Origin of the sequence: Desulfatibacillum alkenivorans DSM 16219 (genome assembly GCF_900142135.1) — a bacterium.
Lineage (GTDB): Bacteria > Desulfobacterota > Desulfobacteria > Desulfobacterales > Desulfatibacillaceae > Desulfatibacillum > Desulfatibacillum alkenivorans.
The window spans coordinates 1-21271 of the sequence record NZ_FQZU01000038.1; the positions used below are offsets into that span (position 1 = coordinate 1).

General features: G+C 56.0%; 36 protein-coding genes. 32 read left to right on the plus strand and 4 right to left on the minus strand.

Annotated elements, in window-relative coordinates:
* The 31 genes from BUE18_RS21855 to rplQ all read left to right on the plus strand — a co-directional run.
* The coding region (locus BUE18_RS21855) for an EF-Tu C-terminal domain-related protein (protein ID WP_483188883.1) at positions 1 to 351 on the plus strand (351 nt) is incomplete at its 5' end.
* A gap of 19 nt (positions 352 to 370) precedes the next feature.
* Complete coding sequence (rpsJ, locus tag BUE18_RS21860; protein WP_012611044.1) at positions 371 to 682, plus strand: 30S ribosomal protein S10; 312 nt, start codon at positions 371 to 373, stop codon at positions 680 to 682.
* Between the two features lie 98 nt (positions 683 to 780).
* Positions 781 to 1416, plus strand: coding sequence for a 50S ribosomal protein L3 (gene rplC / locus BUE18_RS21865; RefSeq protein ID WP_073478305.1), 636 nt, complete (start codon positions 781 to 783; stop codon positions 1414 to 1416).
* A 57-nt stretch (positions 1417 to 1473) separates the two neighbouring features.
* The gene (rplD, locus tag BUE18_RS21870) at positions 1474 to 2094 is read left to right on the plus strand and encodes a 50S ribosomal protein L4 (protein ID WP_012611042.1); all 621 of its coding nucleotides are present in this window, start codon (positions 1474 to 1476) and stop codon (positions 2092 to 2094) included.
* Complete coding sequence (rplW, locus tag BUE18_RS21875; RefSeq protein WP_073478306.1) at positions 2094 to 2381, plus strand: 50S ribosomal protein L23; 288 nt, start codon at positions 2094 to 2096, stop codon at positions 2379 to 2381. Before rplD ends, rplW begins: the two co-directional genes overlap by 1 nt.
* A 74-nt stretch (positions 2382 to 2455) precedes the next feature.
* Positions 2456 to 3283: a 50S ribosomal protein L2 gene (gene rplB, locus BUE18_RS21880; RefSeq protein ID WP_073478307.1), complete on the plus strand. Its 828-nt coding sequence runs from the start codon at positions 2456 to 2458 to the stop codon at positions 3281 to 3283.
* A gap of 22 nt (positions 3284 to 3305) precedes the next feature.
* Positions 3306 to 3584, plus strand: coding sequence for a 30S ribosomal protein S19 (gene rpsS / locus BUE18_RS21885; protein WP_012611039.1), 279 nt, complete (start codon positions 3306 to 3308; stop codon positions 3582 to 3584).
* A gap of 27 nt (positions 3585 to 3611) precedes the next feature.
* Positions 3612 to 3938, plus strand: a complete 327-nt coding sequence (rplV, locus tag BUE18_RS21890; protein ID WP_073478308.1) for a 50S ribosomal protein L22 — start codon at positions 3612 to 3614, stop codon at positions 3936 to 3938.
* A gap of 22 nt (positions 3939 to 3960) precedes the next feature.
* The gene (gene rpsC, locus BUE18_RS21895) at positions 3961 to 4620 is read left to right on the plus strand and encodes a 30S ribosomal protein S3 (RefSeq protein ID WP_012611037.1); all 660 of its coding nucleotides are present in this window, start codon (positions 3961 to 3963) and stop codon (positions 4618 to 4620) included.
* Between the two features lie 57 nt (positions 4621 to 4677).
* On the plus strand, positions 4678 to 5085 hold the full coding sequence (rplP, locus tag BUE18_RS21900; protein ID WP_073478309.1) for a 50S ribosomal protein L16: 408 nt from the start codon (positions 4678 to 4680) through the stop codon (positions 5083 to 5085).
* A 2-nt stretch (positions 5086 to 5087) separates the two neighbouring features.
* Positions 5088 to 5276 carry a 50S ribosomal protein L29 gene (rpmC, locus tag BUE18_RS21905; RefSeq protein ID WP_073478310.1) on the plus strand — a complete coding sequence of 63 codons (189 nt, stop codon included), beginning with the start codon at positions 5088 to 5090 and terminating at the stop codon, positions 5274 to 5276.
* A 56-nt stretch (positions 5277 to 5332) separates the two neighbouring features.
* On the plus strand, positions 5333 to 5563 hold the full coding sequence (gene rpsQ / locus BUE18_RS21910; protein ID WP_425290531.1) for a 30S ribosomal protein S17: 231 nt from the start codon (positions 5333 to 5335) through the stop codon (positions 5561 to 5563).
* Between the two features lie 16 nt (positions 5564 to 5579).
* A complete protein-coding gene (rplN, locus tag BUE18_RS21915) occupies positions 5580 to 5948 on the plus strand; it encodes a 50S ribosomal protein L14 (protein ID WP_012611033.1) in 369 nt (122 codons plus the stop codon).
* 34 nt (positions 5949 to 5982) lie between these two features.
* Positions 5983 to 6306, plus strand: a complete 324-nt coding sequence (gene rplX / locus BUE18_RS21920) for a 50S ribosomal protein L24 (protein WP_073478312.1) — start codon at positions 5983 to 5985, stop codon at positions 6304 to 6306.
* A 25-nt stretch (positions 6307 to 6331) separates the two neighbouring features.
* Positions 6332 to 6871, plus strand: a complete 540-nt coding sequence (gene rplE / locus BUE18_RS21925) for a 50S ribosomal protein L5 (RefSeq protein ID WP_073478313.1) — start codon at positions 6332 to 6334, stop codon at positions 6869 to 6871.
* A 39-nt stretch (positions 6872 to 6910) separates the two neighbouring features.
* Entirely contained in the window at positions 6911 to 7096 is a 186-nt protein-coding gene (locus BUE18_RS21930) for a type Z 30S ribosomal protein S14 (protein ID WP_073478314.1), read from the plus strand.
* Between the two features lie 75 nt (positions 7097 to 7171).
* Positions 7172 to 7570: a 30S ribosomal protein S8 gene (rpsH, locus tag BUE18_RS21935; protein WP_012611029.1), complete on the plus strand. Its 399-nt coding sequence runs from the start codon at positions 7172 to 7174 to the stop codon at positions 7568 to 7570.
* A gap of 112 nt (positions 7571 to 7682) precedes the next feature.
* Positions 7683 to 8219, plus strand: coding sequence for a 50S ribosomal protein L6 (gene rplF / locus BUE18_RS21940; RefSeq protein ID WP_073478315.1), 537 nt, complete (start codon positions 7683 to 7685; stop codon positions 8217 to 8219).
* A gap of 51 nt (positions 8220 to 8270) precedes the next feature.
* Complete coding sequence (rplR, locus tag BUE18_RS21945) at positions 8271 to 8639, plus strand: 50S ribosomal protein L18 (protein WP_073478316.1); 369 nt, start codon at positions 8271 to 8273, stop codon at positions 8637 to 8639.
* Between the two features lie 17 nt (positions 8640 to 8656).
* On the plus strand, positions 8657 to 9160 hold the full coding sequence (gene rpsE / locus BUE18_RS21950; RefSeq protein WP_073478317.1) for a 30S ribosomal protein S5: 504 nt from the start codon (positions 8657 to 8659) through the stop codon (positions 9158 to 9160).
* 30 nt (positions 9161 to 9190) lie between these two features.
* Positions 9191 to 9370, plus strand: a complete 180-nt coding sequence (gene rpmD, locus BUE18_RS21955) for a 50S ribosomal protein L30 (RefSeq protein ID WP_012611025.1) — start codon at positions 9191 to 9193, stop codon at positions 9368 to 9370.
* Between the two features lie 5 nt (positions 9371 to 9375).
* On the plus strand, positions 9376 to 9816 hold the full coding sequence (rplO, locus tag BUE18_RS21960) for a 50S ribosomal protein L15 (protein ID WP_073478318.1): 441 nt from the start codon (positions 9376 to 9378) through the stop codon (positions 9814 to 9816).
* A gap of 3 nt (positions 9817 to 9819) precedes the next feature.
* Positions 9820 to 11127, plus strand: a complete 1308-nt coding sequence (secY, locus tag BUE18_RS21965; protein ID WP_073478319.1) for a preprotein translocase subunit SecY — start codon at positions 9820 to 9822, stop codon at positions 11125 to 11127.
* Positions 11128 to 11134: 7 nt separating this feature from the next.
* Entirely contained in the window at positions 11135 to 11893 is a 759-nt protein-coding gene (gene map, locus BUE18_RS21970; RefSeq protein WP_073478320.1) for a type I methionyl aminopeptidase, read from the plus strand.
* Complete coding sequence (gene infA / locus BUE18_RS21975; protein WP_012611021.1) at positions 11893 to 12111, plus strand: translation initiation factor IF-1; 219 nt, start codon at positions 11893 to 11895, stop codon at positions 12109 to 12111. The genes map and infA overlap by 1 nt, the downstream gene beginning before the upstream one ends.
* Before the next feature lie 70 nt (positions 12112 to 12181).
* Entirely contained in the window at positions 12182 to 12295 is a 114-nt protein-coding gene (gene rpmJ / locus BUE18_RS21980) for a 50S ribosomal protein L36 (protein WP_073478321.1), read from the plus strand.
* A 12-nt stretch (positions 12296 to 12307) separates the two neighbouring features.
* On the plus strand, positions 12308 to 12691 hold the full coding sequence (gene rpsM, locus BUE18_RS21985) for a 30S ribosomal protein S13 (RefSeq protein WP_012611020.1): 384 nt from the start codon (positions 12308 to 12310) through the stop codon (positions 12689 to 12691).
* A gap of 21 nt (positions 12692 to 12712) precedes the next feature.
* The gene (rpsK, locus tag BUE18_RS21990; RefSeq protein ID WP_012611019.1) at positions 12713 to 13099 is read left to right on the plus strand and encodes a 30S ribosomal protein S11; all 387 of its coding nucleotides are present in this window, start codon (positions 12713 to 12715) and stop codon (positions 13097 to 13099) included.
* 32 nt (positions 13100 to 13131) lie between these two features.
* Positions 13132 to 13758 (plus strand): 30S ribosomal protein S4, encoded by a 627-nt coding sequence (gene rpsD, locus BUE18_RS21995; protein WP_073478322.1) that lies wholly within the window; start codon positions 13132 to 13134, stop codon positions 13756 to 13758.
* A 126-nt stretch (positions 13759 to 13884) separates the two neighbouring features.
* Entirely contained in the window at positions 13885 to 14916 is a 1032-nt protein-coding gene (locus BUE18_RS22000) for a DNA-directed RNA polymerase subunit alpha (RefSeq protein WP_012611017.1), read from the plus strand.
* Positions 14913 to 15572 carry a 50S ribosomal protein L17 gene (gene rplQ, locus BUE18_RS28820; protein WP_073478323.1) on the plus strand — a complete coding sequence of 220 codons (660 nt, stop codon included), beginning with the start codon at positions 14913 to 14915 and terminating at the stop codon, positions 15570 to 15572. The genes BUE18_RS22000 and rplQ overlap by 4 nt, the downstream gene beginning before the upstream one ends.
* Before the next feature lie 55 nt (positions 15573 to 15627).
* Here the strand turns inward: rplQ and mtaB are convergent, their stop codons facing one another.
* The 4 genes from mtaB to BUE18_RS22025 all read right to left on the minus strand — a co-directional run bounded on the left by mtaB (position 15628) and on the right by BUE18_RS22025 (position 19062).
* Positions 15628 to 16941: a tRNA (N(6)-L-threonylcarbamoyladenosine(37)-C(2))-methylthiotransferase MtaB gene (mtaB, locus tag BUE18_RS22010; protein WP_073478324.1), complete on the minus strand. Its 1314-nt coding sequence runs from the start codon at positions 16939 to 16941 to the stop codon at positions 15628 to 15630.
* A 17-nt stretch (positions 16942 to 16958) separates the two neighbouring features.
* Complete coding sequence (gene mnmA, locus BUE18_RS22015; RefSeq protein ID WP_073478325.1) at positions 16959 to 18029, minus strand: tRNA 2-thiouridine(34) synthase MnmA; 1071 nt, start codon at positions 18027 to 18029, stop codon at positions 16959 to 16961.
* 8 nt (positions 18030 to 18037) lie between these two features.
* Positions 18038 to 18481, minus strand: coding sequence for an NIL domain-containing protein (locus BUE18_RS22020; RefSeq protein WP_073478326.1), 444 nt, complete (start codon positions 18479 to 18481; stop codon positions 18038 to 18040).
* Between the two features lie 158 nt (positions 18482 to 18639).
* Positions 18640 to 19062: a hypothetical protein gene (locus BUE18_RS22025; protein ID WP_073478327.1), complete on the minus strand. Its 423-nt coding sequence runs from the start codon at positions 19060 to 19062 to the stop codon at positions 18640 to 18642.
* A gap of 168 nt (positions 19063 to 19230) precedes the next feature.
* Between BUE18_RS22025 and BUE18_RS22030 the strand changes: the two genes are divergently transcribed.
* Complete coding sequence (locus tag BUE18_RS22030; RefSeq protein ID WP_073478328.1) at positions 19231 to 21222, plus strand: tetratricopeptide repeat protein; 1992 nt, start codon at positions 19231 to 19233, stop codon at positions 21220 to 21222.
* The last annotated feature ends 49 nt before the right edge of the window (positions 21223 to 21271 follow it).

Below are 21271 nucleotides of genomic sequence, written 5' to 3' on the forward strand. Positions count from 1 at the left end.
CTGCGCGGGACCAAGCGCGAGGACGTGGAGCGCGGCCAGGTTGTGACCCATGTGGGCAAAATCAAGCCTTACACCAAGTTCAAGGCGGAAGTGTATGTCCTGAGCAAAGAGGAAGGCGGACGCCACACCCCGTTCTTCACGGGCTACCGTCCCCAGTTTTACTTCCGGACGACGGACGTGACGGGCGTGGTGACCCTGCCTGAAGGCGTGGAAATGGTAATGCCCGGCGACAACGTGGCCATTGAGGCCGAACTGATTACGCCCATCGCCATGGAAAAGGAAGTGCGCTTCGCCATCCGTGAAGGCGGCCGCACCGTGGGCGCCGGCGTCGTTTCCGAAATTATAGAGTAGAGGATTACAGGTTTATACCATGTTAATGAATGACAAAATACGGATTCGGCTTAAGGCTTACGACCATAAGCTTCTGGACCAATCAGCCGCTGACATAGTCGATACCGCCAGACGCACTGGGGCCAAGGTTGTGGGGCCCATCCCGCTGCCCACGCGCATCAACAAGTACTGCGTTCTTCGTTCGCCCCACGTGGACAAGAAATCGCGGGAGCAATTCGAGGTAAGGACCCACAAAAGGCTGCTGGACATTCTGGAACCGACTCAGCAGACCGTGGATGCGCTTATGAAACTGGACCTCTCCCCCGGAGTGGATGTCGAAATCAAGGTGTGATTCGGGGTACGTCCATAGAAGAATATACTCTCCCGCCGGTCCCGGATCTCATGCCGGGGCGGCGTGGACAGATGTATTAAGTCAGGAAGTGACAGGCCATGAGCAAAGGATTATTGGGAAAAAAACTGGGGATGACCGGTCTTTTCTCGTCTAACGGGCGCCACATTCCGGTTACGGTGATAGAAGCCGGACCTTGCGTGGTCACCCAGATCAAGACCAAGGACAAAGACGGATACAACGCCCTGCAACTCGGTTTTGGGCCTAAGAAGGAAAGCCATACGAACAAGCCCGAGACCGGGCACTTTGAGAAAAGCGGCGGAACCGCTTATGTCATGGTCAAGGAATTCGCCGTTGACAATCCCGAAGACTTCGAACTGGGACAGGCCATCTCCACCGAGTTGTTCGCGGTGGGCGAAAAGATCGACGTCGCCGGCTTGTCCAAAGGGCGCGGTTTTGCAGGCGTCATGAAAAGACACGGCTTCGGCGGCGGCAGAATGACCCACGGCGGCCGCTGTAAACGCCGGCCTGGCTCCATCGGCTGCAGCGCCTGGCCTTCCAAGGTCATTAAAGGTAAAAAGCTGCCCGGCCATTACGGAGTGGAACGGAAAACCGTAAGGAATCTGGAAATTGTGGATATCCGGGCCGATCAAAATCTCATCCTCCTCAAGGGGGCGGTTCCCGGCGCCAAATCCGGCATGCTGGAGCTGAAGAAGTTGAAGTTCGGCGGCAAGTAAACCAACGGGGCTTGCATTTCTCAGTCCCTTCGCGTGAAAGCGATATGAGGCATAGTTATGGCAAAGGTAGAAGTTTGCAACATGAGCGGCGAAAAGGTTTCCGAAATTGACCTGGCCGACGAAATTTTTGGAGTGGAAGTAAAGGGCAGCGTGCTCCACGAAGTCGTGGTCATGCAGCTGGCCAACCGGCGCGCCGGCACGGTATGCGTCAAGAACCGCTCCGACGTTCGCGGCAGCACACGGAAGCTCTACCGCCAAAAAGGAACAGGCCGCGCAAGAAAAGGCGACATCAAGTCTCCGGTTCTGAGAGGCGGCGGCGTGGTTTTCGGCCCCCATCCCCGGGACTACTCCTATAAGGTGCCCAAGAAAGTGCGCAAAGCCGCCCTTAAAATGGCCCTTTCCTCCAAGCTGGCGGACAACAGCTTGAAGGTCGTGGACAACATGGATCTTCCGGAAATCAAGACAAAGGCCTTCGCTGAAGCCATGGCGGCCATGGGCGTAGACACCGCCCTCATCGTCACTACAGGCGAAGAAAAGAACCTGGAGCTTTCGGCCAGGAACGTGAAGGGCGTGAAAGTCATGCCCACCGCCGGTCTGAACGTATATGACATTCTGAAGTACGGCAATCTCATTCTCGCCCAAGGCGCCATCGAAGCCATTGAAGGGAGGTTGCTCTAATGAACGCATACGAGATCATCAGACGCCCGGTGGTGACGGAAAAAAGCACCATTCAAAAAGAAGAAAACAACCAGCTCACCTTTGAGGTGGACAAAAAAGCCAACAAGGTAGAGATCGCCCGGGCCATTGAAAAGATTTTCAAGGTCAAGGTGTTGGACGTGCGGACCTCCACGGTCAACGGCAAGTTCAAACGCCGCGGAAGAGTTCTGGGCAAACGCCGCGACTGGAAGAAGGCCATGGTCACCCTGGCCCCCGGCGCGCGCATTGATTTCTTCGACGGCGTATAGACAGGCAAGGTTTTAACTAGACAGGCATCTTGCCGCAATTTCGGTTGCGGCAAATTCAATTGGGAGGACGACCCATGGCGGTCAGAAAAACAAAACCCACTTCGCCCGGAAGGCGTTTTCAGGAATTCGGCACCTTTGAGGAAATCACCAAAAAGAAGCCCGAAAAAAGCCTGATCAAGGTGGTCAAGAAAAGCGGCGGCAGGAATGCCAACGGGCGCGTGACCTGCCGGCATCGCGGGGGAGGATCCCGCAGACAGCTCCGGATTGTGGACTTCAAGCGGAATAAAACCGGCATCCCCGCCAAGGTGGCCGCCATTGAATACGATCCCAATCGCGGCGCACGCCTCGCTCTTCTTCATTACGTGGACGGAGAGAAACGTTACATCATCGCCCCGGTCAACCTGACGGTGGGCGATGTGGTGGAAAGCGGACCCGAAGCCGACATCAAGCCCGGCAACGCGCTTCCCCTCAACAACATCCCTCTGGGCACCCAGATTCATAATGTCGAGTTGAAGGTCGGCAAAGGCGGACAGATCGTCCGCGGCGCCGGAACCTTTGCGCAATTGGTTGCCAAGGAAGGCAAGTACGCCCAGGTGCGCCTGCCCTCCGGCGAAGTTCGTCTGGTTCTGCTCAAGTGCATGGCCACCATCGGACAGGTCGGCAACGTGGAGCACGAAAACCTGGCCTTGGGTAAGGCCGGACGCAAGCGTTGGCTCGGCCGCAGGCCCAGCGTACGCGGCGTGGCAATGAACCCGGTTGACCATCCCATGGGCGGCGGCGAAGGCCGCTCCTCGGGCGGCCGGCATCCTTGCTCTCCCTGGGGCATGCCCACCAAGGGGTATAAGACCCGGAAGAACAAGACAACCGACAAGTTTATCGTAAGAAAGCGCAATAAACGCTAAATAGCATTCATTAGGAGTGGTTATGCCTCGGTCATTAAAAAAAGGGCCGTATATCGAGCCGAAGTTATTGAATAAGGTTATGGTTGCCCAGGAAAGCCGCAGCAAAAGGGTTATCCGCACCTGGTCCCGGCGTTCAACCATAATCCCGGAGATGGTGGGCCTGACCCTGGCTGTGCATAACGGCAAAAAATTTCTCCCGGTGTTCGTGACCGAAAATATGGTCGGCCACAAGCTGGGCGAATTTTCGCCGACAAGGACCTTCTACGGGCACGCCGGAGATAAAAAGACCCGGGGCAAGTAACAAGGCCCGGAAGAGGACTGATTAAAAATGCAAGTTAAAGCGACAGCAAAATACATGCGTGTTTCTCCTCAAAAGGTCCGCAAGGTCGCCGACGCAGTCAAGGGGAAACCGGTGGAAGCAGGGTTGAACGTATTGCAGTTCATGCCCCAGAAATCCGCAGCCATGATCGCCAAGGTCATCCGTTCAGCAGTGGCCAACGCCGAAGTGGGCGGAGTGGACGTGGACGACCTGGTCATCAAGGGCGTTACCGCCGATCAAGGGCCCACATTGAAGAGGTTCCGGGCCCGCGCTCAGGGCCGTGGGGCCAGAATCTTAAAACGCACCAGCCACATTACCGTGGTTTTAGAGCAATGATGCGCCGCATAAGGAGGAATACGTGGGCCAGAAGGTAAATCCCATAGGATTAAGGCTGGGAATCGTCAAGACGTGGGATTCCCGGTGGTATGCTGAAAAGGGAAAGTACGCAGAGTTCATCCGTGAGGATTTCAAACTGCGCAAGTTCCTTAAGAAGAAACTGCACCACGCCGGCATCTCCAAGATCGAAATCGAGCGCTCCGGCAGGCGTGTGCGTCTGCGCGTCTTTGCAGCCAGGCCCGGTATTGTCATCGGCAAAAAAGGTTCGGAAATCGAGCAGCTCAAGAAGGAACTGGAAAAGATGGTGGACAACGAAGTCCTCATCGACATCCAGGAGGTGAGGAAGCCGGAACTGGACGCTCAGCTTGTGGCTGAAAACGTGGCTATGCAGCTGGAACGCCGCGTGGCTTTCCGCCGGGCTATGAAGCGCGGCATCAGCTCCGCCATGCGCTTCGGCGCCCAGGGCGTGAAGATCATGGCCGCCGGCCGTTTGGGCGGCGCGGAAATGGCCCGCCGGGAATGGTACCGGGAAGGCCGTATGCCCCTGCACACGTTGAGAGCGGACATCGATTACGGATACACCGAAGCCAACACCACATACGGCGTGATTGGGGTCAAGGTTTTCATCTTCAAGGGCGAGATCCTGAAGAGCGACACGGAAGCCGCCAATCCTACTGCATAGTCGTTGGAATAGTTAACCCACGGCGCAACACTGCCGTGTGATAGGAGTATTTAGGTCATGCTTAGTCCTAAGAAAGTAAAACATCGCAAGGTGCAAAAAGGGCGCATGCAGGGAGTGGCCCGCAGGGGCGGCGTCCTGAATTTCGGGCAGTTCGGGCTCCAGGCGTTGGAATGCGGATACATTACCAACCGCCAGATCGAAGCCGCTCGTATCGCCATGACGCGCCACGTGAAGAGGGGCGGCAAAATCTGGATCCGAATCTTTCCGGACAAGCCCTTCACCAAAAAGCCCGCCGAAGTCCGGATGGGTAAAGGTAAAGGCGCCCCGGAAGGCTGGGTGGCCGTGATCAAGCCAGGCAAAATTCTGTACGAAATGGACGGCGTTTCCTACGAACTGGCTGCCGAGGCTCTGCGCCTTGCCGCGCATAAGCTGCCTATCAAGACCAAGATTGTGGCACGGAGCTAATCATGAAGGCAAAAGAAATTAGAGAAATGGGAGCGGATGAAATCCGCCGCAAAATAGATGACAGCACCCAGGAGATGTTCAATCTTCGGTTTCAGCATGCCACGGGCCAGTTGGAAAACACCGCCCGGCTGAATAAAGCCAAGAAGGAAGTCGCCCGGTTGAAGACTATTTTGAAGGAAGTGGAACAATAACCCTTTTCAGGCATACGGGTTTGCGGACTATGAAGGAACGAGGAAGTAAGAAAAGGATGGTGGGGACGGTTGTTAGCGACCGCATGGATAAAACGGTCGTAGTCCTGATCGAGAGAACCGTAAAGCACCCCCTCTACAAAAAATACATCAAGAGGCGCGCCCGTTACTCGGCCCATGACGAGTCCAATAGCTGCGGCATGGGAGACTTGGTTCAAATTACGGAATCCCGGCCGCTGTCCAAGACCAAACGGTGGCGAGTGACCCAGATTCTGGAAAAGGCGGTCTAGTTAAAGGGGTGATGAAATGATTCAGGCAGAAACCAGGCTAACGGTTGCTGACAACTCAGGGGCCAAAGTGCTCGGCTGCATCAAGGTTCTGGGCGGCTCCAAACGCCGGTACGCATCGGTGGGAGACATCATTGTGGTCTCCGTGAAGGAAGCCATTCCCAATTCCAAGGTGAAGAAGGGCGATGTTATGAAAGCCGTGATCGTTCGGACCAAGAAGGAAATCCGTCGTCCCGACGGAACCTACATCCGGTTTGACGACAACTCCGCGGTTTTGATCAATGCGACGAAAGAACCTATCGGCACCCGTATCTTCGGGCCCGTCGCCAGGGAGCTTCGTGCAAAAAGATTTATGAAAATCATTTCGCTGGCGCCGGAAGTGTTATAATTCGGTCAAGGGCGACGCAGGAGAGGCCAAGAAAATGAACAAGGCTTGCCCCATTAAAAAAGGCGACAGGGTCAAAGTCATTGCCGGCAGAGAAAAAGGCAAAGTAGGCAATGTGCTCAGGGTCCTGGCAGATAAAGAGAAGGTTATTGTCGAGAATTTGAATCTGGTCAAACGGCACCAAAAACCCGGCGGAATGACCAAGCAGGGCGGCATCATTGATATGGAGGCCCCGCTTCATTGGTCCAACGTCATGGTAATGTGCGAGAAGTGCGTGGCCCCTGTTCGCGCGGCCAACCGGGTGTTGGAAGACGGAAAAAAAGTCCGGGTTTGCCCCAAGTGCAACGAACCTTTGGGCTAAGACGCCGGTTGGCGGAGGAATAAAGATGTCAACTTTGAGGACGGAATATTTAGAAAACGTGGCGCCTAAGCTGCAGGAGGAGTTCGGCTACTCCAACGCAATGCAGATTCCCCGCCTCTCCAAAGTGGTCCTGAACATGGGCCTGGGAGAAGCGATCCAGAACAACAAGATTCTGGAAGGCGCCGTCGACGAACTCACCTTGATCTCCGGGCAAAAGCCCGTAGTGACCAAGGCGAAAAAATCCATCGCCGCTTTCAAGCTCAGGGAAGGCATGCCCATCGGCGTGACCGCCACCCTGCGCCGGGACAGGATGTACGACTTCCTGAACAAGCTGGTGAACGTCACACTGCCCCGCGTCCGCGACTTTCGGGGGATTTCCCCCAAAGCCTTCGACGGCAGGGGAAATTACACCCTTGGCATCAGGGAGCAGATCATCTTCCCTGAGATCAATTACGACAGGATTGACAAGGTCAAGGGCTTGAACATTACCATAGTCACAACGGCCAAGACCGACGACGAAGGGCGGAGGTTGCTGACGCTCTTGGGAATGCCGTTCAGAAAGTAGTTGACCGGCATAGCCGACGGTCAATCCAAGGAGGTAGTTTTGGCAAGGAAATCCCTTTGTGTAAAAGCGCAGCGCAAACCAAAGTTCAAGGTCAGGACCTACAACAGATGTCCTTTGTGCGGTAGGCCCAGAGGCTACATGCGGAAATTTGGCATTTGCAGGATCTGCTTTCGGAACATGGCTTCCGAAGGATTGCTTCCTGGCGTGATCAAATCGAGTTGGTAAACTGCACTTGTGCCAAAAGCCCATACCCGGGAAAAGGTCCCGGAAGTATGTTGTTAATGATAACGGAGAGGTTTGATGGGAATGACAGATCCATTGGCGGACATGCTCACCAGAATCCGGAATGGCGTTAAAGCCCGGTTTACTCAGGTGGACATCCCTGCCTCTAATGTAAAAATTGACGTGGCCAGGGTTCTGAAAGATGAAGGCTTCATCAAGAACTATAAGGTCATCAAGGACGACAAGCAGGGCATTTTGCGCGTGTACCTCAAGTATGGGCCCAGCCAGACCCCAGTTATTTACGGGATCGAACGGGTCAGCCGCCCAGGTCGCCGAGTCTATTTGAAGGCCAAGGATGTCAAGCCTGTCCTTCACGGCATGGGCAGCGCCATTCTCACCACGTCCCAGGGCGTAATGACCGACCGCGAGGCTAGGATTAAGAACGTGGGCGGTGAGGTGATCTGCAAAGTCTGGTAATGTCTTTTATCTCAAACATAAAAGGCCGCCGGATACTAGTATGGCCCGACGCTGTGCGTCATATGAGAAACAATAACCCAGGTTGCGGTTTCAATTGTTCAAGGAGTTTGCAATGTCCCGGGTAGGAAAAAAGCCGATTCCAATACCGGCAAAAACGAAAGTTACCGTGTCCAACGGCATGGTGACCGTTCAGGGAGAGAAGGGCAAGCTGGAACGCCCCCTGCACCCTGACGTAGAATTGAAGATAGAAGGCGACGAGATCACGGTTGTGCCCGTGGTTGAGAGACGGAAAATCACGGCGGTGCAAGGTCTTGTACGCAGCCTGGTCGCCAACATGGTCACCGGAGTGAGCACAGGTTTCAAGCGGGTTCTGGAAGTGAACGGCATTGGTTACAAGGCCGAACTGAACGGCCAGACCTTGAACCTGACCCTGGGCTTCTCCCACCCGGTGGATTTTCCTTTGCCCCAAGGCATTACCGCCGAGGTGGATAAAAAGAACAACATCACCTTGGAAGGCATCGACAATGAGCTGCTGGGACAGACCGCGGCTTCCATTCGGGCCTTAAGGCCGCCTGAGCCTTACAAGGGCAAGGGAATCAAGTACGCTGAAGAGCGCATCATTCGCAAGGCAGGTAAAACCGGCGCTTAGCGCGCGGTAATCTTGCCCCAAACTTTTAATGCGAAATATTGGGTAAAAGTCATGGCAAAACCGAGTAAGAAAAACAGAACCCACGAAAAACGCAAGGTGAGGGTCCGCAAGAAATTGTTCGGAACCCAGGATCGCCCCAGGCTGTCGGTTTTTCGTAGCGCCAAGCACATATACGCGCAGGTGATTATTGACGAGACCGGCCAGACCATTGCCGGCGCCTCTACCCTGGACAAAGAAGCCAAGGACAAGGGCGGCTTTGAGAACAAGGTCGAGGCGGCCAAGTTCGTGGGCAAGCTCGTCGCCCAAAGGGCCAAGGAAAAGGGTGTGACCAAAGTGGTATTTGACCGGAATGGCTTCCTGTACCATGGTCGCGTGAAGGCAGTGTCCACCGGCGCCCGCGATGGCGGGTTGGAATTTTAGGCCAAGGAGATTGGGTCTTGCAGAAACAACAGGAAAGAGACGAAAAAGAATTTATCGATAAAGTGGTGCACATCAGCCGTGTGGCCAAGGTCGTCAAGGGCGGCCGCCGTTTCTCCTTCTCCGCCGTAGTGGTGGTGGGAGACGGCGAAGGCAGAGTGGGCAGCGGCCTGGGCAAGGCCGGGGAAGTACCCGAAGCCATCCGCAAGGGCGTGGAAGCAGCCAAGCGCTCCATGGTTCGGATCCCCGTGGTCAACCAGACCATCCCCTTTGAGGTCGTGGGACGCTTCGGAGCCGGCAAGGTGCTCTTGAAGCCCGCCAGGCCCGGTACAGGCGTGATCGCCGGCGGCGCCGTACGCGCCGTGTTGGAAGCGGCCGGCATCGGTAACATCCTTACCAAGTGCCAGGGCTCCCACAACCCGCACAATGTGGTGAAGGCTACGATTGAAGGCCTGAAATCTCTGGAAACCCGGGAGGCTGTGGCGGCCCGGCGGGGCGTGAGTCCTGAAACTCTGATGCCCTAATCAGGCCTTAGCAAGGACAAGGGAAGAACGATGAAGCAGAAAATCAAGGTGACGCTGGTCAAGAGTATGATAGCCAGACCCGAAAAGCACCGGAAAGTCCTGCGCGGCATGGGTCTCACCAAATTGAATAAAACCGTGGAACTGGAAGACACTCCGTGCATTCGCGGCATGATCCACAAAGTTTCGCATCTGGTTTCAGTTAAGGAGTAGCAGGCATGAAGCTCAACGAACTCTCCCCCCCTAAAGGGGCGCGGACAGCAAAAAAACGCAAGGGCCGCGGCCCTGGATCCGGCCTGGGGAAAACCGCAGGCAAGGGACACAAAGGCCAGAAAGCCCGTTCCGGCGGCGGTGTGCGTCCAGGTTTTGAAGGCGGCCAGATGCCTGTGCATCGCCGGCTGCCCAAACGTGGGTTTTGCAACATTTTCGCCAAAAAAATCGCCGCGGTCAACGTTCGCGATTTGGCCCGTTTTGAAGCCAACTCTGTGGTGGACGCCGCCGCATTAAGAGAGGCCAGGCTGATTTCCGGCAAGGTGGACGGGGTCAAGATCCTGGGTCATGGTGAAATCACCCAGGCCCTGACCGTCAAAGCGGACCAATGGAGCGAGTCGGCCAAAGCAAAAATCGAAAAGGCCGGCGGGAAGATCGAGGCAGCTTAAATTATGGTAGGCGGTGGTTTTCAGAACATTTTCAAGATCCCGGAGTTAAAACGCCGCGTATTGATTACCGCAGCCCTTCTGGCTGTGTATCGCATCGGCGTGCATATACCTACTCCCGGAGTGGACGGCAACGCGTTGGCGGCTTTTTTCGCAGCGCATCAGGATACCATTCTCGGGCTCTTTGACATGTTTTCCGGCGGGGCGCTTGAACGGTTGTCCGTTTTCGCCCTCGGCATTATGCCTTACATCAGCGCGTCCATTATTCTCCAGCTCCTCACGGTGGTCATTCCGCATTTGGAAAGGCTGTCCAAGGAAGGGGATGCGGGACGTAAGAAGATCACCCAGTACACCCGTTACGGTACGGTGCTCCTCTCCATTATTCAGGGCTTCGGCATAGCCGTGGGCCTGGAGCAAATGGCCAGCTCCGCCGGGGAGATCGTGCCTGTCGGCGGATGGGGCTTCCGGATCATGACCGTGATCACCCTCACGGCCGGCACCGCCTTTATCATGTGGCTGGGCGAAACCATCACAGAGCGCGGCATTGGAAACGGCATCTCGTTGATCATCTTCGCGGGCATCGTGGCCAGAGGCCCCGCCGCCGTATCCAAGACCATCACCCTGGTCGGCGCCGGCACTCTGGGCGCCTTCACGGTCGCGGGCCTGGCGATTTTCATGGTCGCGGTCATCGGGTTGATCATCTTTGTGGAAACGGCCCAAAGGCGCATACCCGTGCAGTACGCCAAACGGGTTGTAGGGCGCAGGCAGTACGGCGGACAGAAAACCCATTTGCCGCTCAAGATCAACCAGAGCGGCGTTATTCCGCCCATCTTCGCCTCGTCGCTCATGATGTTTCCGGCCACCATCGCCCAGTTTTCGGGAGTCGAAGCCCTCAACAAGTTCGCTGAGTGGCTCACCCCCGGAACCGGCATCTGGGAAATTCCCTATGTGGCCTTTATCTTCTTTTTCTGCTATTTCTATACGGCTGTCACCTTTAATCCGGTGGACGTGGCGGATAACTTGAAGAAATACGGCGGGTACATTCCGGGCGTGCGCCCCGGCAAAAGGACGGCGGATTACATTGACAAAGTCCTGACCCGCATCACCCTTGGCGGGGCCATCTATGTGTCGGCCGTGTGCGTTATGCCCACAGCGTTGATGGTAATGTTCAAGGTTCCCTTTTATTTCGGCGGCACCGCTCTGCTCATCGTGGTAGGCGTGGCCCTGGATACCATCGCCCAGATGGAATCCCACATGATCACACGGCATTATGAGGGGTTTCTTAAAAAGGGCGGAAAAACGCGGGGACGATAGCTGAATTATGCTGGTTCTTAAGTCTCGCAGGGAGATTGAACTGATAAGGAACGCCAACCAGATTGTTGGCACAGTGTTGAAAAAACTGGCGTCCATGGTCAAACCGGGTGTCTCCACCCTTGAACTGGACGCTTTAGCCAGGAAGATGTGTAAGGACTTCGATTGCAAGCCCGCCTTCCTGGGATACAGGGGGTTTCCTTTCGCCCTGTGCGCCTCCGTGAACGAACAGGTGGTTCACGGATTTCCTTCCGACAAACCGCTCCAGGAAGGGGACATCCTCTCCATGGATTTCGGGGTGCGGAAGGAAGGCTATTTCGGCGATTCGGCCGTTACGGTGGCTGTGGGTTCCATTAGCCGGGACGCGCAGCAGCTTATGGACGTGACCGAACAATCCCTCTACGCCGGAATAGATCAGGCCCGGCCCGGAAACCGCGTCTCGGACATTTCCGCCGCTGTGCAGGAATGCGTTGAGGCGGCGGGTTTCTCGGTCGTCCGCAGCTTTGTGGGGCACGGCATAGGAAAAGAGTTGCATGAAGAACCCCAAGTGCCGAACTTCGGCGCCCCCGGCCGAGGTCCTCGATTGAAGGCTGGCATGACCATAGCCATAGAGCCCATGGTGAATGCCGGAAGGTACGAGGTGGATGTTTTGGATGATGGTTGGACCGCAGTGACAAGGGACGGGACCTTGTCTGCCCATTTTGAGCATACCATTGCTATTTTGGAAGACGGTCCGGTGATTTTGAGCGCCGTAGACGGGAGCGAGTAATGGCCAAGGAAGATGCCATTGAGGTTCAAGGGACGGTAGTGGAAACGCTGCCCAACGCCATGTTCAAGGTGGAATTGGAAAACAAACACCAGGTGCTGGCCCATATTTCAGGCAAGATGCGTATGCACTTCATCAAGATCCTGCCTGGGGACAAGGTGACAGTGGAACTATCCCCCTATGATTTAACCCGGGGGCGCATTACTTACAGGTTCAAATAACCATCGCTAAGGAAGCACAGCCGCTCCATCGCTTAAGGCGAAGAGCGCTCTTCTTTACCAGGAGATGACAATGAAGGTCAGGGCATCAGTAAAACGGATTTGCAGCAAGTGCAAAATTGTTAAGCGTAAAGGCGTTGTCAGAGTGATCTGCGAAAACAAGCGCCATAAACAAAGACAAGGATAGGGGAAAAGCCAAATGGCACGTATCGCGGGCGTAGACTTGCCGAAGAGAAAGCGTATAGAGATTGGCCTTACCTATATTTTTGGTATCGGTCGCTCCACATCCTCTAAGATATTGGAAGAGCTGGGCATCGACCCGGACACCAAGACAGATGATCTTACCGAAGGCCAGGTCAATGATATCAGGAAACTGATAGACAGCAAATACCGGGTTGAAGGCGAGCTCCGGACTCAGATCTCCATGAACATCAAAAGGCTCATGGACCTGGGTTGCTACCGGGGTCTCCGTCACCGGAGAGGCCTGCCTGTACACGGACAGAGAACGAGCACCAATGCCCGGACCAGAAAGGGCCCCCGTAGGGCCGCGGTCAAGAAAAAGGGCGGAGCCAAAAAGAAGTAACCTTAACTTATTGGTGGTGAAATGGCTAAACGAAAGGTTGCGCGTAAGCGGGACAAAAAGAACATACCCAGTGGAGTGGCTCACATTCAGGCCACCTTTAATAACACCATAGTGACCATCACAGATCCTTCCGGAGCCGTGGTGTCCTGGTCCAGCGCCGGTGTTGTGGGCTTCAAAGGCTCACGGAAAAGCACTCCGTTCGCAGCTCAGCTTGCTGCGGAGGACGCCGCCAAAAAGGCGATGGAGCACGGCATGCGGAATGTGGAAGTGTATGTGAAAGGACCAGGTTCGGGCAGGGAGTCCGCCCTTCGGGCCCTTCAGGGCGCCGGGTTGAACGTGGTCATGCTTCGGGACGTTACTCCCGTTCCTCACAATGGATGCCGCCCCCGCAAAAGGCGCAGGGTTTGATCTTTTTGGCGTTATAAAAAAAGGAGGCCGTTTTGGCAAGGTATCGTGGTTCGGTCTGCAGGATCTGCAGGCGCGAAAACTTAAAGTTGTTCTTGAAAGGGGACCGCTGTTATTCCGATAAATGCGCCTTTGATCGCAGGAGCTATCCTCCCGGACAACACGGACAGCGGCGCACCAAGGTTTCTGATTACGGAATCCAGCTGCGTGAAAAACAAAAAATCAAGAGAATGTACGGCTTGACCGAAAAGCAGTTCCATCTGACCTTCAAAAAAGCTGACCGCGCCAAAGGCATTACAGGTACAAACCTGTTGGTCAACTTGGAGAGAAGATTGGACAACGTGATTTACAGGCTGGGCTTCGCCGATTGCCGCACTCAGGCAAGGCAGATGGTCCGCCATAATCACTTTACGGTCAACGGCCATAAGGTAAATATCCCTTCCGCCCAGGTTAACATCGGCGACACGATTGAAGTGCGTGAAAAAAGCCGGGCCGTGGCAGTCATCACCAATGCCATGGAAGCCGTGGCCCGCCGGGGTCTGCCCCAGTGGCTGGAATTGGATAAGGCGAATTTCAAGGGCGTTGTGAATGCGTATCCCGTCAGGGAAGATCTGACCATGCCCATGCAGGAACAGCTCATCGTGGAACTCTACTCCAAGTAGTTGGGTCTGCCGGGTTCATCCATCCTGGGGCTGCCGCGCTATCACCGCTATGCAGCCCCGGCTGGTTAACACAGGGCGGCCCAAGGGCGGTCGCCGTCCCACGTACGCAAACTTCGAGAGGTGATAATGACCGTAAACGAGTTGATGTACATGAACTGGCGGGAGTTGATCAAACCCCAGCGGGTTCAGGTGGAAAGCTCCCCGACGCATGGAAAATTCATCACCGAACCTCTGGAGAGGGGCTTCGGGTTGACCCTGGGCAACGCGCTCAGAAGGATCATTCTGTCCTCGTTGCACGGAGCGGCCATTGTTTCGGTCAAGTTCGACAACGTCATGCATGAGTTTTCCGCCATTCCAGGCGTTCTGGAAGACGTGTCGGAGCTTATCCTGAATCTGAAAGAGGTCCGGTTGACCATGACGGAAACCGGCCCCTGCCCGCTCAATCTGGAAAAGCAGGGTCCCGGCGTCGTAACCGCAGGGGATTTGATCAGCCCCAACGGCAAGGTTCAGGTGCTGAATCCGGACTTGTACATAGCCACCATTTCCGACGACAGCGTCTTCCGTATGGAGATGCAATGCCAGGTCGGCAAAGGCTATGCCATGGCGGAAGCCAATAAGAATGAAGATGATCCCGTTGGGACCATTCCTATAGATTCGGTTTTCTCCCCCATACGCCGGGTCAACTACGTAGTGGGCAACGCCCGTGTGGGCCAACGCACCGACTACGATAAGCTGACTCTGGAGGTATGGACCGATGGCAGCCTGACCCCGGAAGACGCCGTGGCCTACGCCGCCAAAATCCTGAAAGAGCAGATCAGCATCTTCATCAATTTTGACGAAGAGATGGAGCCGGAACAGGAAGTGGAAGCCGAAGAAACCGACGCCCCGGAATTCAATGAAAATCTGTACCGGAGCGTTGACGAACTGGAACTTTCCGTGCGCAGTGCGAACTGCCTGAAGAACGCCAGTATTCACAAGATTTTTGAGCTTGTCCGGAAGACGGAAAGTGAGATGTTGAAGACCAAAAATTTCGGGAGAAAATCTCTCAACGAGATCAAAGAGGTTCTCTCCGAAATGGGACTTTCCTTTGGCATGAAGCTGGAAGGCTTTCAGCCGCCCGAGGAAAGCGATGAAGAAGGAGACACCGAAGACTCATGAGACATCAAAAAGGCGGAGTAAAGTTAAATCGTACGTCTTCCCATAGAAAGGCCATGTTCCGCAACATGGTGACCTCCCTTTTTGAAAACGGGCAAGTGAAGACGACAGACGCCAAGGCCAAGGAACTGCGCCGCTGGGCCGACCAGATGATCACCCTCGCAAAGAGGGGCGATCTGCACGCCCGGCGTCAGGCAATGGCGGTTATTCGCAATAAACAAGTGGTGCACAAGCTGTTTGAAGCCGCCAACGAAAGATTCGGCGAAATCAACGGCGGCTACACCCGCATCACCAAAATAGGCATGCGCAAAGGCGACGCCGCTCCCATCTCCCTGGTGGATTTTGTAGGCGGCGACGAAGTGGAAAAGGGCGAAAAAGGCTCCTGGTTAAGCCGCTTCACCGCTTTGGGCAAAGCCAAGGCTGACAAAGAAGCCAAACCCGCCGCTCCCGCCAAGGAAGCCGCTCCTGTAGAAGAAGCTCCGGTCGCCGAGGCCGTGGAAGCTGCTCCTGCAGAAGAAGCTCCTGCGGAAGAAGAAGCTCCTGCGGAAGAGGAAGCTCCCGCGGAAGAGGAAGCTCCCGCGGAAGAGGAAGCTCCTGCTGAAGAAGAAGCTGCAGAGGAAGAGGCTCCTGCCGAAGAAGAGGAAAAAGCCAAGGAATAACAAGGCTTTTTGCAGATATACAACGAAAAAAGGCGGCTTTGTAAGCCGCCTTTTTTCATTTCAGGGCCCCCATAACCCGGCCTTGGGGGGTGAGCTTTTCGGCCTTCACCCTGACCAGGCTGGACTTGACCGGCGGCGAATCCGCAGAAAAAAGTACAGGGACGTAATTGCGCGCCACCCCCTTATGCAGGCCGGTCTTGGCATCCTTCCTGCCTTCCACGCAAACCTCCACGGTCTTGCCGATGATTCCCGCATGAAAGGCCAGGCGCTTCAGGCCCCCCAGGTCGCGAATGATTTTGGTCCGCTTGGCCAATACGTTCGGCGGAACCTGGTCCGGAAATTTGGCCGCCGGCGTGCCTTGCCTTTGGGAATAAGGGAATACGTGGAAATAGGAGGCGGGAAGCCTTTCCAACAAAGATAACGTCGTTTTGAAGTGCTCTTCGGTCTCCCCGGGAAAGCCAACCAATACATCCACGCCGATTCCCGCTTCGGGCAGCGCTTCTCTGACGTTGCGGACAAGCTCCTCGAAAAACTCCGCGGAGTAGGGCCGGTTCATTCTTTCCAGGATGTCGCTGTCACCGCTTTGCAAAGGCAGGTGAAGGTGCGGGCAGATCCGTTTTGAGTCGGCCATAAGGTCCAAAAGATCCCGGCTGACTTCCCTGGGCTCGATGGAGCTTAGGCGGAGCCTGCCCGACTCCATGCGGCCCTCCAATTCCTTCAGTAAAGAAACCAGGTCCCTAGGCGGGTCCAGGTCCTGCCCGTAATAGCCCAGGTGGATGCCGGTAAATACAATTTCGCCGAATCCCTGGCCGGTAAGGTGGGCGACGTGCCGCAGGACGGCGTCCCAGGGCATGCTCCGGCTTGGCCCCCGGGTGTATGGCACAATGCAATAGGTGCAGAAAGCGTTGCATCCGTCCTGGATTTTTAAAAAAGGCCGGCTTCTGGCGCCCGGCGCTGGGATGTCCGGAACCGGAAAGTCGTGGTGGGAGCGAATTTCGCCGCACAGCATCTCGGCGGATTTCCGCGGGGTTTCCTTTTCTATGATTTGCGGGATGAGGCTCCTTTGGGTGTTGTCCACCACAAAGGAAACCCCTTTGATGCTTTTAAGGGTCTCAGGCTCGCTCTGCGCGTAGCACCCGGTTGCAAGCACCAACGCCCCTTTGTGAGCCTTGATCGCCTGTCTGAGCGCCTGTCTGGACTGCGTAGAGGCTTTATGGGTGACGGTGCAGGTGTTCACAACCACCACATCCGCTTTTTGCTTGTCGCCCACCCGCTTCATTCCGGCCTTCTCCAGAATGCAGGCCAGGTTGTCCGACTCGTATTGGTTCACCTTGCAGCCCAAGGTGTTTATGTAAAATGTCTTCGGCATAAGAGATCTTGGTCCGTTTATGGGTTTAGCGGCTTGTCAATCCATCCGGCGCCTAAAACTTCGTCTTCCTGGTAAAACACCGCGCCCTGGCCGGGAGTGACGGCTGATTGAGGTTGGTCGAACCACACGTTGACGGATTCGTCCTCCAAAATTTCGATGGCGGAGGCCGCTTCCTTGTGCCTGTATCGAATCCGCACGGCCGCCTTAAATGCGTTTTCCCTTGGAGGGATGATCCAGTTGACGCCCGTAACGTGCACCCCGCGGGACAGCAGGCCGCTTTTAAAGCAGACGGTAATGCGGTTGGCGCCGGGATCGATTGCCTGGACGTAATAGGCCTCGGAGGCCGGGATGTTAATGCCCCTGCGCTGTCCGATAGTAAAGGCGAAAACGCCCTGGTGCCTGCCGATGACCTCGCCCCGGACGTTCACCACGTCGCCCGGCCTGGATTGAAAGCCCGGCTGATTCTGCAAAAATTTCCGGTATCTGTCGTCTGCAATAAAGCAGGTCTCCTGGCTTTCGGGTTTGGTGTATTGGTCCAGGCCCAGTTCTATCGCTTTGTCGCGGATTTGCTCTTTGGTGAATTCGCCGAGAGGAAAAACGGCTGCCCCCAGTTGGGCCTGGGACAGCAAGCCCAGAAAATAGGACTGGTCCTTCTTGGGGTCCGCGCCCTTGACAAGACGGAAGCGGCCGGCGGAATCCCGGCGCACCCGTGCGTAATGCCCGGTGGCGATTTTTTCTGCGTTAAAGCGGTTGCGGGCGGCGTCCAGGAGGGCGCCGAACTTGACGGTCCGGTTGCATACCATGCAGGGGTTGGGGGTACGGCCCTTGAGATAGGTATCCACAAAGGGCGCGACAACGCGGGTTTGAAACTCTTCCTGCAGGTTGACGACTTCTATGGGGAGATCCAGTTCTTTTGCAGCCCGGGCCAGCGGTTCGGGAACTCCGTCCAGGCCGGGAGGGGCGTCCTCGTTTTCAAATCCCGTGACGAAGTGGATTCCCACCATGTCCCGGCATGTCTGTTTAAGCAGATAAGCGGAGATCATGGAGTCCACGCCTCCGCTCATGGCTATGGCGATCCGGGAAGCCATGGGAGGCCCTATACTTCAGGCAACAGGTCGTCTACGGGATGCAGATTCATGGCTCTGGGCGGGCAGACCCGCACGCACAGCTTGCATACGCTGCATTTTTCCTGGTCAAAAACCACGTGCATGTCCGGCCGGGAGACGGCCAAGGCGCCCGTGGGGCAGACCGCCGTGCAGGTTCCGCAGTGGGTGCATACCTCTTCGTTGCGGCCGATTTCCTCTTCCGTCTTTTGGACCTTGATCCCTTCCTGCTTCAAATAGGCCATGCCCCGTTCGAAATTCTGGGGAGTTCCGAAGAGCTGCAGAACCATCACCCCTTCCTTGCGGGGGTATATGGTGGCGTTGAGGATGTTAAAGGTCAGATCGTACTCTCTGGCCAGGTTGCACACCACCGGGCTGTCGGCCCGGCCTTTGGGAAATCGAAGAATGAGCATTTTGGAATAGGTGTCTTTAACCATCTAATAAGCCTCCTGCCGGCTGTTTCTTCCATGGGTTGAGCGGCGACGGCGCCGCCCGGGCCGGGAGACGGGTTTCATCTCAACCGGGCCTGAATCGTCAATTGTAGGCAGAGGGGCGAAGATTGTCAATCGGCAATTGCGGGTTTTTCCAAACAGGATCAGACAAGCATGGCAAGGGCCAGCCGGTACACCTTCACAATGCCCCACAAGCCCAATCCCATGAGCACAAAAGAAGAAAAAATGATGATCCTGCCCCGTTGCAAGGCCTCGCGCCCCTGAATCAGGACCGTGTCCCGGATCACCCGGATGCCCGGAGGCGGAAATCTGCCGTAGGTCAGGGTGAGCTTGCCCACGGCCATGAGGTACAGGCCCAGGGGAAACAGGGTGAGGAATAAAATCATCAGGCCCCCGAACAACACGTGCATGATCATCTGGGGTCGGTCTCCGGTCCTTCCCGCGAAGTCCAGCAAGGAGGGCATGAACGCAAAGGCAATCAGCCCGCCCAAAGCCATCCCGAAAAACAGATACCGGAGCATGCGGTTTCGGTACTTTTTGTCTGCCCGTATGATGATTTTGTCCATGTTGCTTCCGCCGGAAAAGGAAAGAGTTCGGCCCTTATCATACTCCTTACGGCCTGACTTCTCAACGAAAATCGGCCTGGATAATCCCGGCGCCCTATGTTAATATTGTTTTACAAGAATCATTACAATCATCGCAAAGGAACTCAGGCTACGGCCAATGGGGGGTAAATGAGCCTGACCCGGCGGAGTACCTTTTTAGGATTTGTTCTGGCGATTATCGTGTTTGGGGCCTTTTATCCCGCCTTGCAAGGGGGATTTATCTGGGACGACGACCATTACGTGACCGCCAATCCCGCGCTGACCGCACATGACGGCCTGTCCCGCATCTGGTTTGACAGGGAAGCCACGCCCCAATACTACCCCCTGGTTCACACCCTGTACCGGCTGGAGCACAAGCTCTGGGGATTCAACCCGTTAGGATACCATGCAGTAAACCTGTGCCTGCACATCCTGGCGGCCCTGCTTTTGTGGCGGGCGCTTTTTCTGCTGCAGATTCCCGGAGCCTGGCTGGCTGCGCTCTTGTTCGCCGTGCATCCGGTTCAGGTGGAGACCGTGGCCTGGATTACGGAGCGCAAGAACGTCCTGTCCGGCGTGTTTTATCTGGGGTCGGGCTTGTGTTTACTTCGATATTTTTTCCCCTCCGGCGATAAAGCCCCGTCGTCTCCATGGTATTGGGCGGGGCTTGTCCTTTACGTCTGCGCGCTGTTAAGCAAAACCACATCGGCGACCCTGCCTCTGGCCATGATGGTTGTCCTTTGGTTCAAACGGGGCCGGGTCTCCTTAAAGGAGTCGGCCTGCCTGGCGCCTTTTATCTTCCTGGGCCTTGTTTTCGGGCTGCACACAGCCTGGCTGGAGGTGCATCACGTGGGCGCCTGGGGCGAGGATTGGGCCTTGAGTCCGGTGCAGAAAATCATTTTGGCCGGCCGGTCGTCCTGGTTTTACGCCCTCAAGCTGCTGGCGCCGGTGAACCTGGCCTTTAACTATCCCAGGTGGGACCTGGATGCGTCCAGGTGGAGCCTGTATCTTTACCCTGCAGGAATGATTTTGCTTGCCGGCCTTCTTTGGCGCCTTGGAAAGCGCATATCCCGGGGGCCGTTGGCCGGGATGCTGTTTTTTCTGATTGGGCTTTTCCCCGCTTTGGGCTTTTTCCGGGTTTATCCATTCCGCTATTCTTACGTGGCGGACCATTTTCAATACCTGGCCTGCATAGGGCTTTTGGCTTTGGCCGGGGCGGCGGCCGCCCGGCTTTACAAAAGACGCCCTGTTCCGGCGGGGGTTTTATCCTTTTTGGCTGCAGCCGTGCTGTGCGTGCTGACCTGGAACCAAGCCTCGGTGTTCAAGGATTCTCAAACCCTGTGGGAGCGCACATTGGAAATCAACCCCCACTCCTATCAGGCCCACAACGACCTGGGCGCCATCCTGGCGGGCCAGGGGAACCTGGATGAGGCCGTGGAGCATTTCAGGCAGGCTGCGGCCATTCAGCCAAATTACCCGGAAGCCTGGAACAACCTGAGCCAGGCGGGATTCGCCGCGGGAGACTACGCCAAAGCGAAAGCCTTGGCGGAAAAGGCTTTGAGCCTGGATCCCGTCAACTCGCTGGGGCACTGGAACGCGGGCATGGCCTGCCTGCGTTTGCATGACCGGCATTGTGCGTTAAAGCATATTGCCTGGGCGACGGCGTCCGACCCGGACTGGGGGCGGGCCAACCTGATGCTGGCCAAATTGCTGGCTGGGGAAGGCCATCCGGCAAAAGCGCGGGTGTTTTTGGAAAACGCATTGGCCGTCATGCCGGAAAGCCTGGACGCGCACCTGGTTTTCGCCCAGGTTTGGGAGGATTTGGGCGAGTATCGCCAGGCGCTTGGGTTGTACGACCAGGCCTTGCTGCTGGACCCGGATAACCCGGCGGTTCTGTACGGCAAGGCCCAGGCTTTGTTCCACGCCGGATACCGGACCGAAGGCGCGGCCCTCATGGAGTTTTTGACGGCCTCAGCCCCGGATAATCCCGGAGTCAATTACAATTACGGGCTCATGCTGCTGGCCCTGGGCGACGGGGCCCGGGCGCAGGCTTACCTGGAAAAGGCCCTGGCGGCCAAACCGGATTTTTGGGAGGCCCGAAAAGCCCTGGAGATCGCCCGCCGGAAAAAGAACCCGTTGCAATAGACGCGTAAAACCTCTATGCCTGGAGCATGATTGCATCAAAGCACGGGAG

Bases quoted from the DNA above. Each gene is read 5' to 3' on its own strand.
- rpsJ (WP_012611044.1), top strand. From the start codon at position 371: ATGTTAATGAATGACAAAATACGGATTCGGCTTAAGGCTTACGACCAT.
- rplC (WP_073478305.1), top strand. From the start codon at position 781: ATGAGCAAAGGATTATTGGGAAAAAAACTGGGGATGACCGGTCTTTTC.
- rplD (WP_012611042.1), top strand. From the start codon at position 1,474: ATGGCAAAGGTAGAAGTTTGCAACATGAGCGGCGAAAAGGTTTCCGAA.
- rplW (WP_073478306.1), top strand. From the start codon at position 2,094: ATGAACGCATACGAGATCATCAGACGCCCGGTGGTGACGGAAAAAAGC.
- rplB (WP_073478307.1), top strand. From the start codon at position 2,456: ATGGCGGTCAGAAAAACAAAACCCACTTCGCCCGGAAGGCGTTTTCAG.
- rpsS (WP_012611039.1), top strand. From the start codon at position 3,306: ATGCCTCGGTCATTAAAAAAAGGGCCGTATATCGAGCCGAAGTTATTG.
- rplV (WP_073478308.1), top strand. From the start codon at position 3,612: ATGCAAGTTAAAGCGACAGCAAAATACATGCGTGTTTCTCCTCAAAAG.
- rplP (WP_073478309.1), top strand. From the start codon at position 4,678: ATGCTTAGTCCTAAGAAAGTAAAACATCGCAAGGTGCAAAAAGGGCGC.
- rpmC (WP_073478310.1), top strand. From the start codon at position 5,088: ATGAAGGCAAAAGAAATTAGAGAAATGGGAGCGGATGAAATCCGCCGC.
- rpsQ (WP_425290531.1), top strand. From the start codon at position 5,333: ATGGTGGGGACGGTTGTTAGCGACCGCATGGATAAAACGGTCGTAGTC.
- rplN (WP_012611033.1), top strand. From the start codon at position 5,580: ATGATTCAGGCAGAAACCAGGCTAACGGTTGCTGACAACTCAGGGGCC.
- rplX (WP_073478312.1), top strand. From the start codon at position 5,983: ATGAACAAGGCTTGCCCCATTAAAAAAGGCGACAGGGTCAAAGTCATT.
- rplE (WP_073478313.1), top strand. From the start codon at position 6,332: ATGTCAACTTTGAGGACGGAATATTTAGAAAACGTGGCGCCTAAGCTG.
- rpsH (WP_012611029.1), top strand. From the start codon at position 7,172: ATGGGAATGACAGATCCATTGGCGGACATGCTCACCAGAATCCGGAAT.
- rplF (WP_073478315.1), top strand. From the start codon at position 7,683: ATGTCCCGGGTAGGAAAAAAGCCGATTCCAATACCGGCAAAAACGAAA.
- rplR (WP_073478316.1), top strand. From the start codon at position 8,271: ATGGCAAAACCGAGTAAGAAAAACAGAACCCACGAAAAACGCAAGGTG.
- rpmD (WP_012611025.1), top strand. From the start codon at position 9,191: ATGAAGCAGAAAATCAAGGTGACGCTGGTCAAGAGTATGATAGCCAGA.
- rplO (WP_073478318.1), top strand. From the start codon at position 9,376: ATGAAGCTCAACGAACTCTCCCCCCCTAAAGGGGCGCGGACAGCAAAA.
- secY (WP_073478319.1), top strand. From the start codon at position 9,820: ATGGTAGGCGGTGGTTTTCAGAACATTTTCAAGATCCCGGAGTTAAAA.
- map (WP_073478320.1), top strand. From the start codon at position 11,135: ATGCTGGTTCTTAAGTCTCGCAGGGAGATTGAACTGATAAGGAACGCC.
- infA (WP_012611021.1), top strand. From the start codon at position 11,893: ATGGCCAAGGAAGATGCCATTGAGGTTCAAGGGACGGTAGTGGAAACG.
- rpmJ (WP_073478321.1), top strand. From the start codon at position 12,182: ATGAAGGTCAGGGCATCAGTAAAACGGATTTGCAGCAAGTGCAAAATT.
- rpsM (WP_012611020.1), top strand. From the start codon at position 12,308: ATGGCACGTATCGCGGGCGTAGACTTGCCGAAGAGAAAGCGTATAGAG.
- rpsK (WP_012611019.1), top strand. From the start codon at position 12,713: ATGGCTAAACGAAAGGTTGCGCGTAAGCGGGACAAAAAGAACATACCC.
- BUE18_RS22000 (WP_012611017.1), top strand. From the start codon at position 13,885: ATGACCGTAAACGAGTTGATGTACATGAACTGGCGGGAGTTGATCAAA.
- rplQ (WP_073478323.1), top strand. From the start codon at position 14,913: ATGAGACATCAAAAAGGCGGAGTAAAGTTAAATCGTACGTCTTCCCAT.
- mtaB (WP_073478324.1), bottom strand. From the start codon at position 16,941: ATGCCGAAGACATTTTACATAAACACCTTGGGCTGCAAGGTGAACCAA.
- mnmA (WP_073478325.1), bottom strand. From the start codon at position 18,029: ATGGCTTCCCGGATCGCCATAGCCATGAGCGGAGGCGTGGACTCCATG.
- BUE18_RS22020 (WP_073478326.1), bottom strand. From the start codon at position 18,481: ATGGTTAAAGACACCTATTCCAAAATGCTCATTCTTCGATTTCCCAAA.
- BUE18_RS22025 (WP_073478327.1), bottom strand. From the start codon at position 19,062: ATGGACAAAATCATCATACGGGCAGACAAAAAGTACCGAAACCGCATG.
- BUE18_RS22030 (WP_073478328.1), top strand. From the start codon at position 19,231: ATGAGCCTGACCCGGCGGAGTACCTTTTTAGGATTTGTTCTGGCGATT.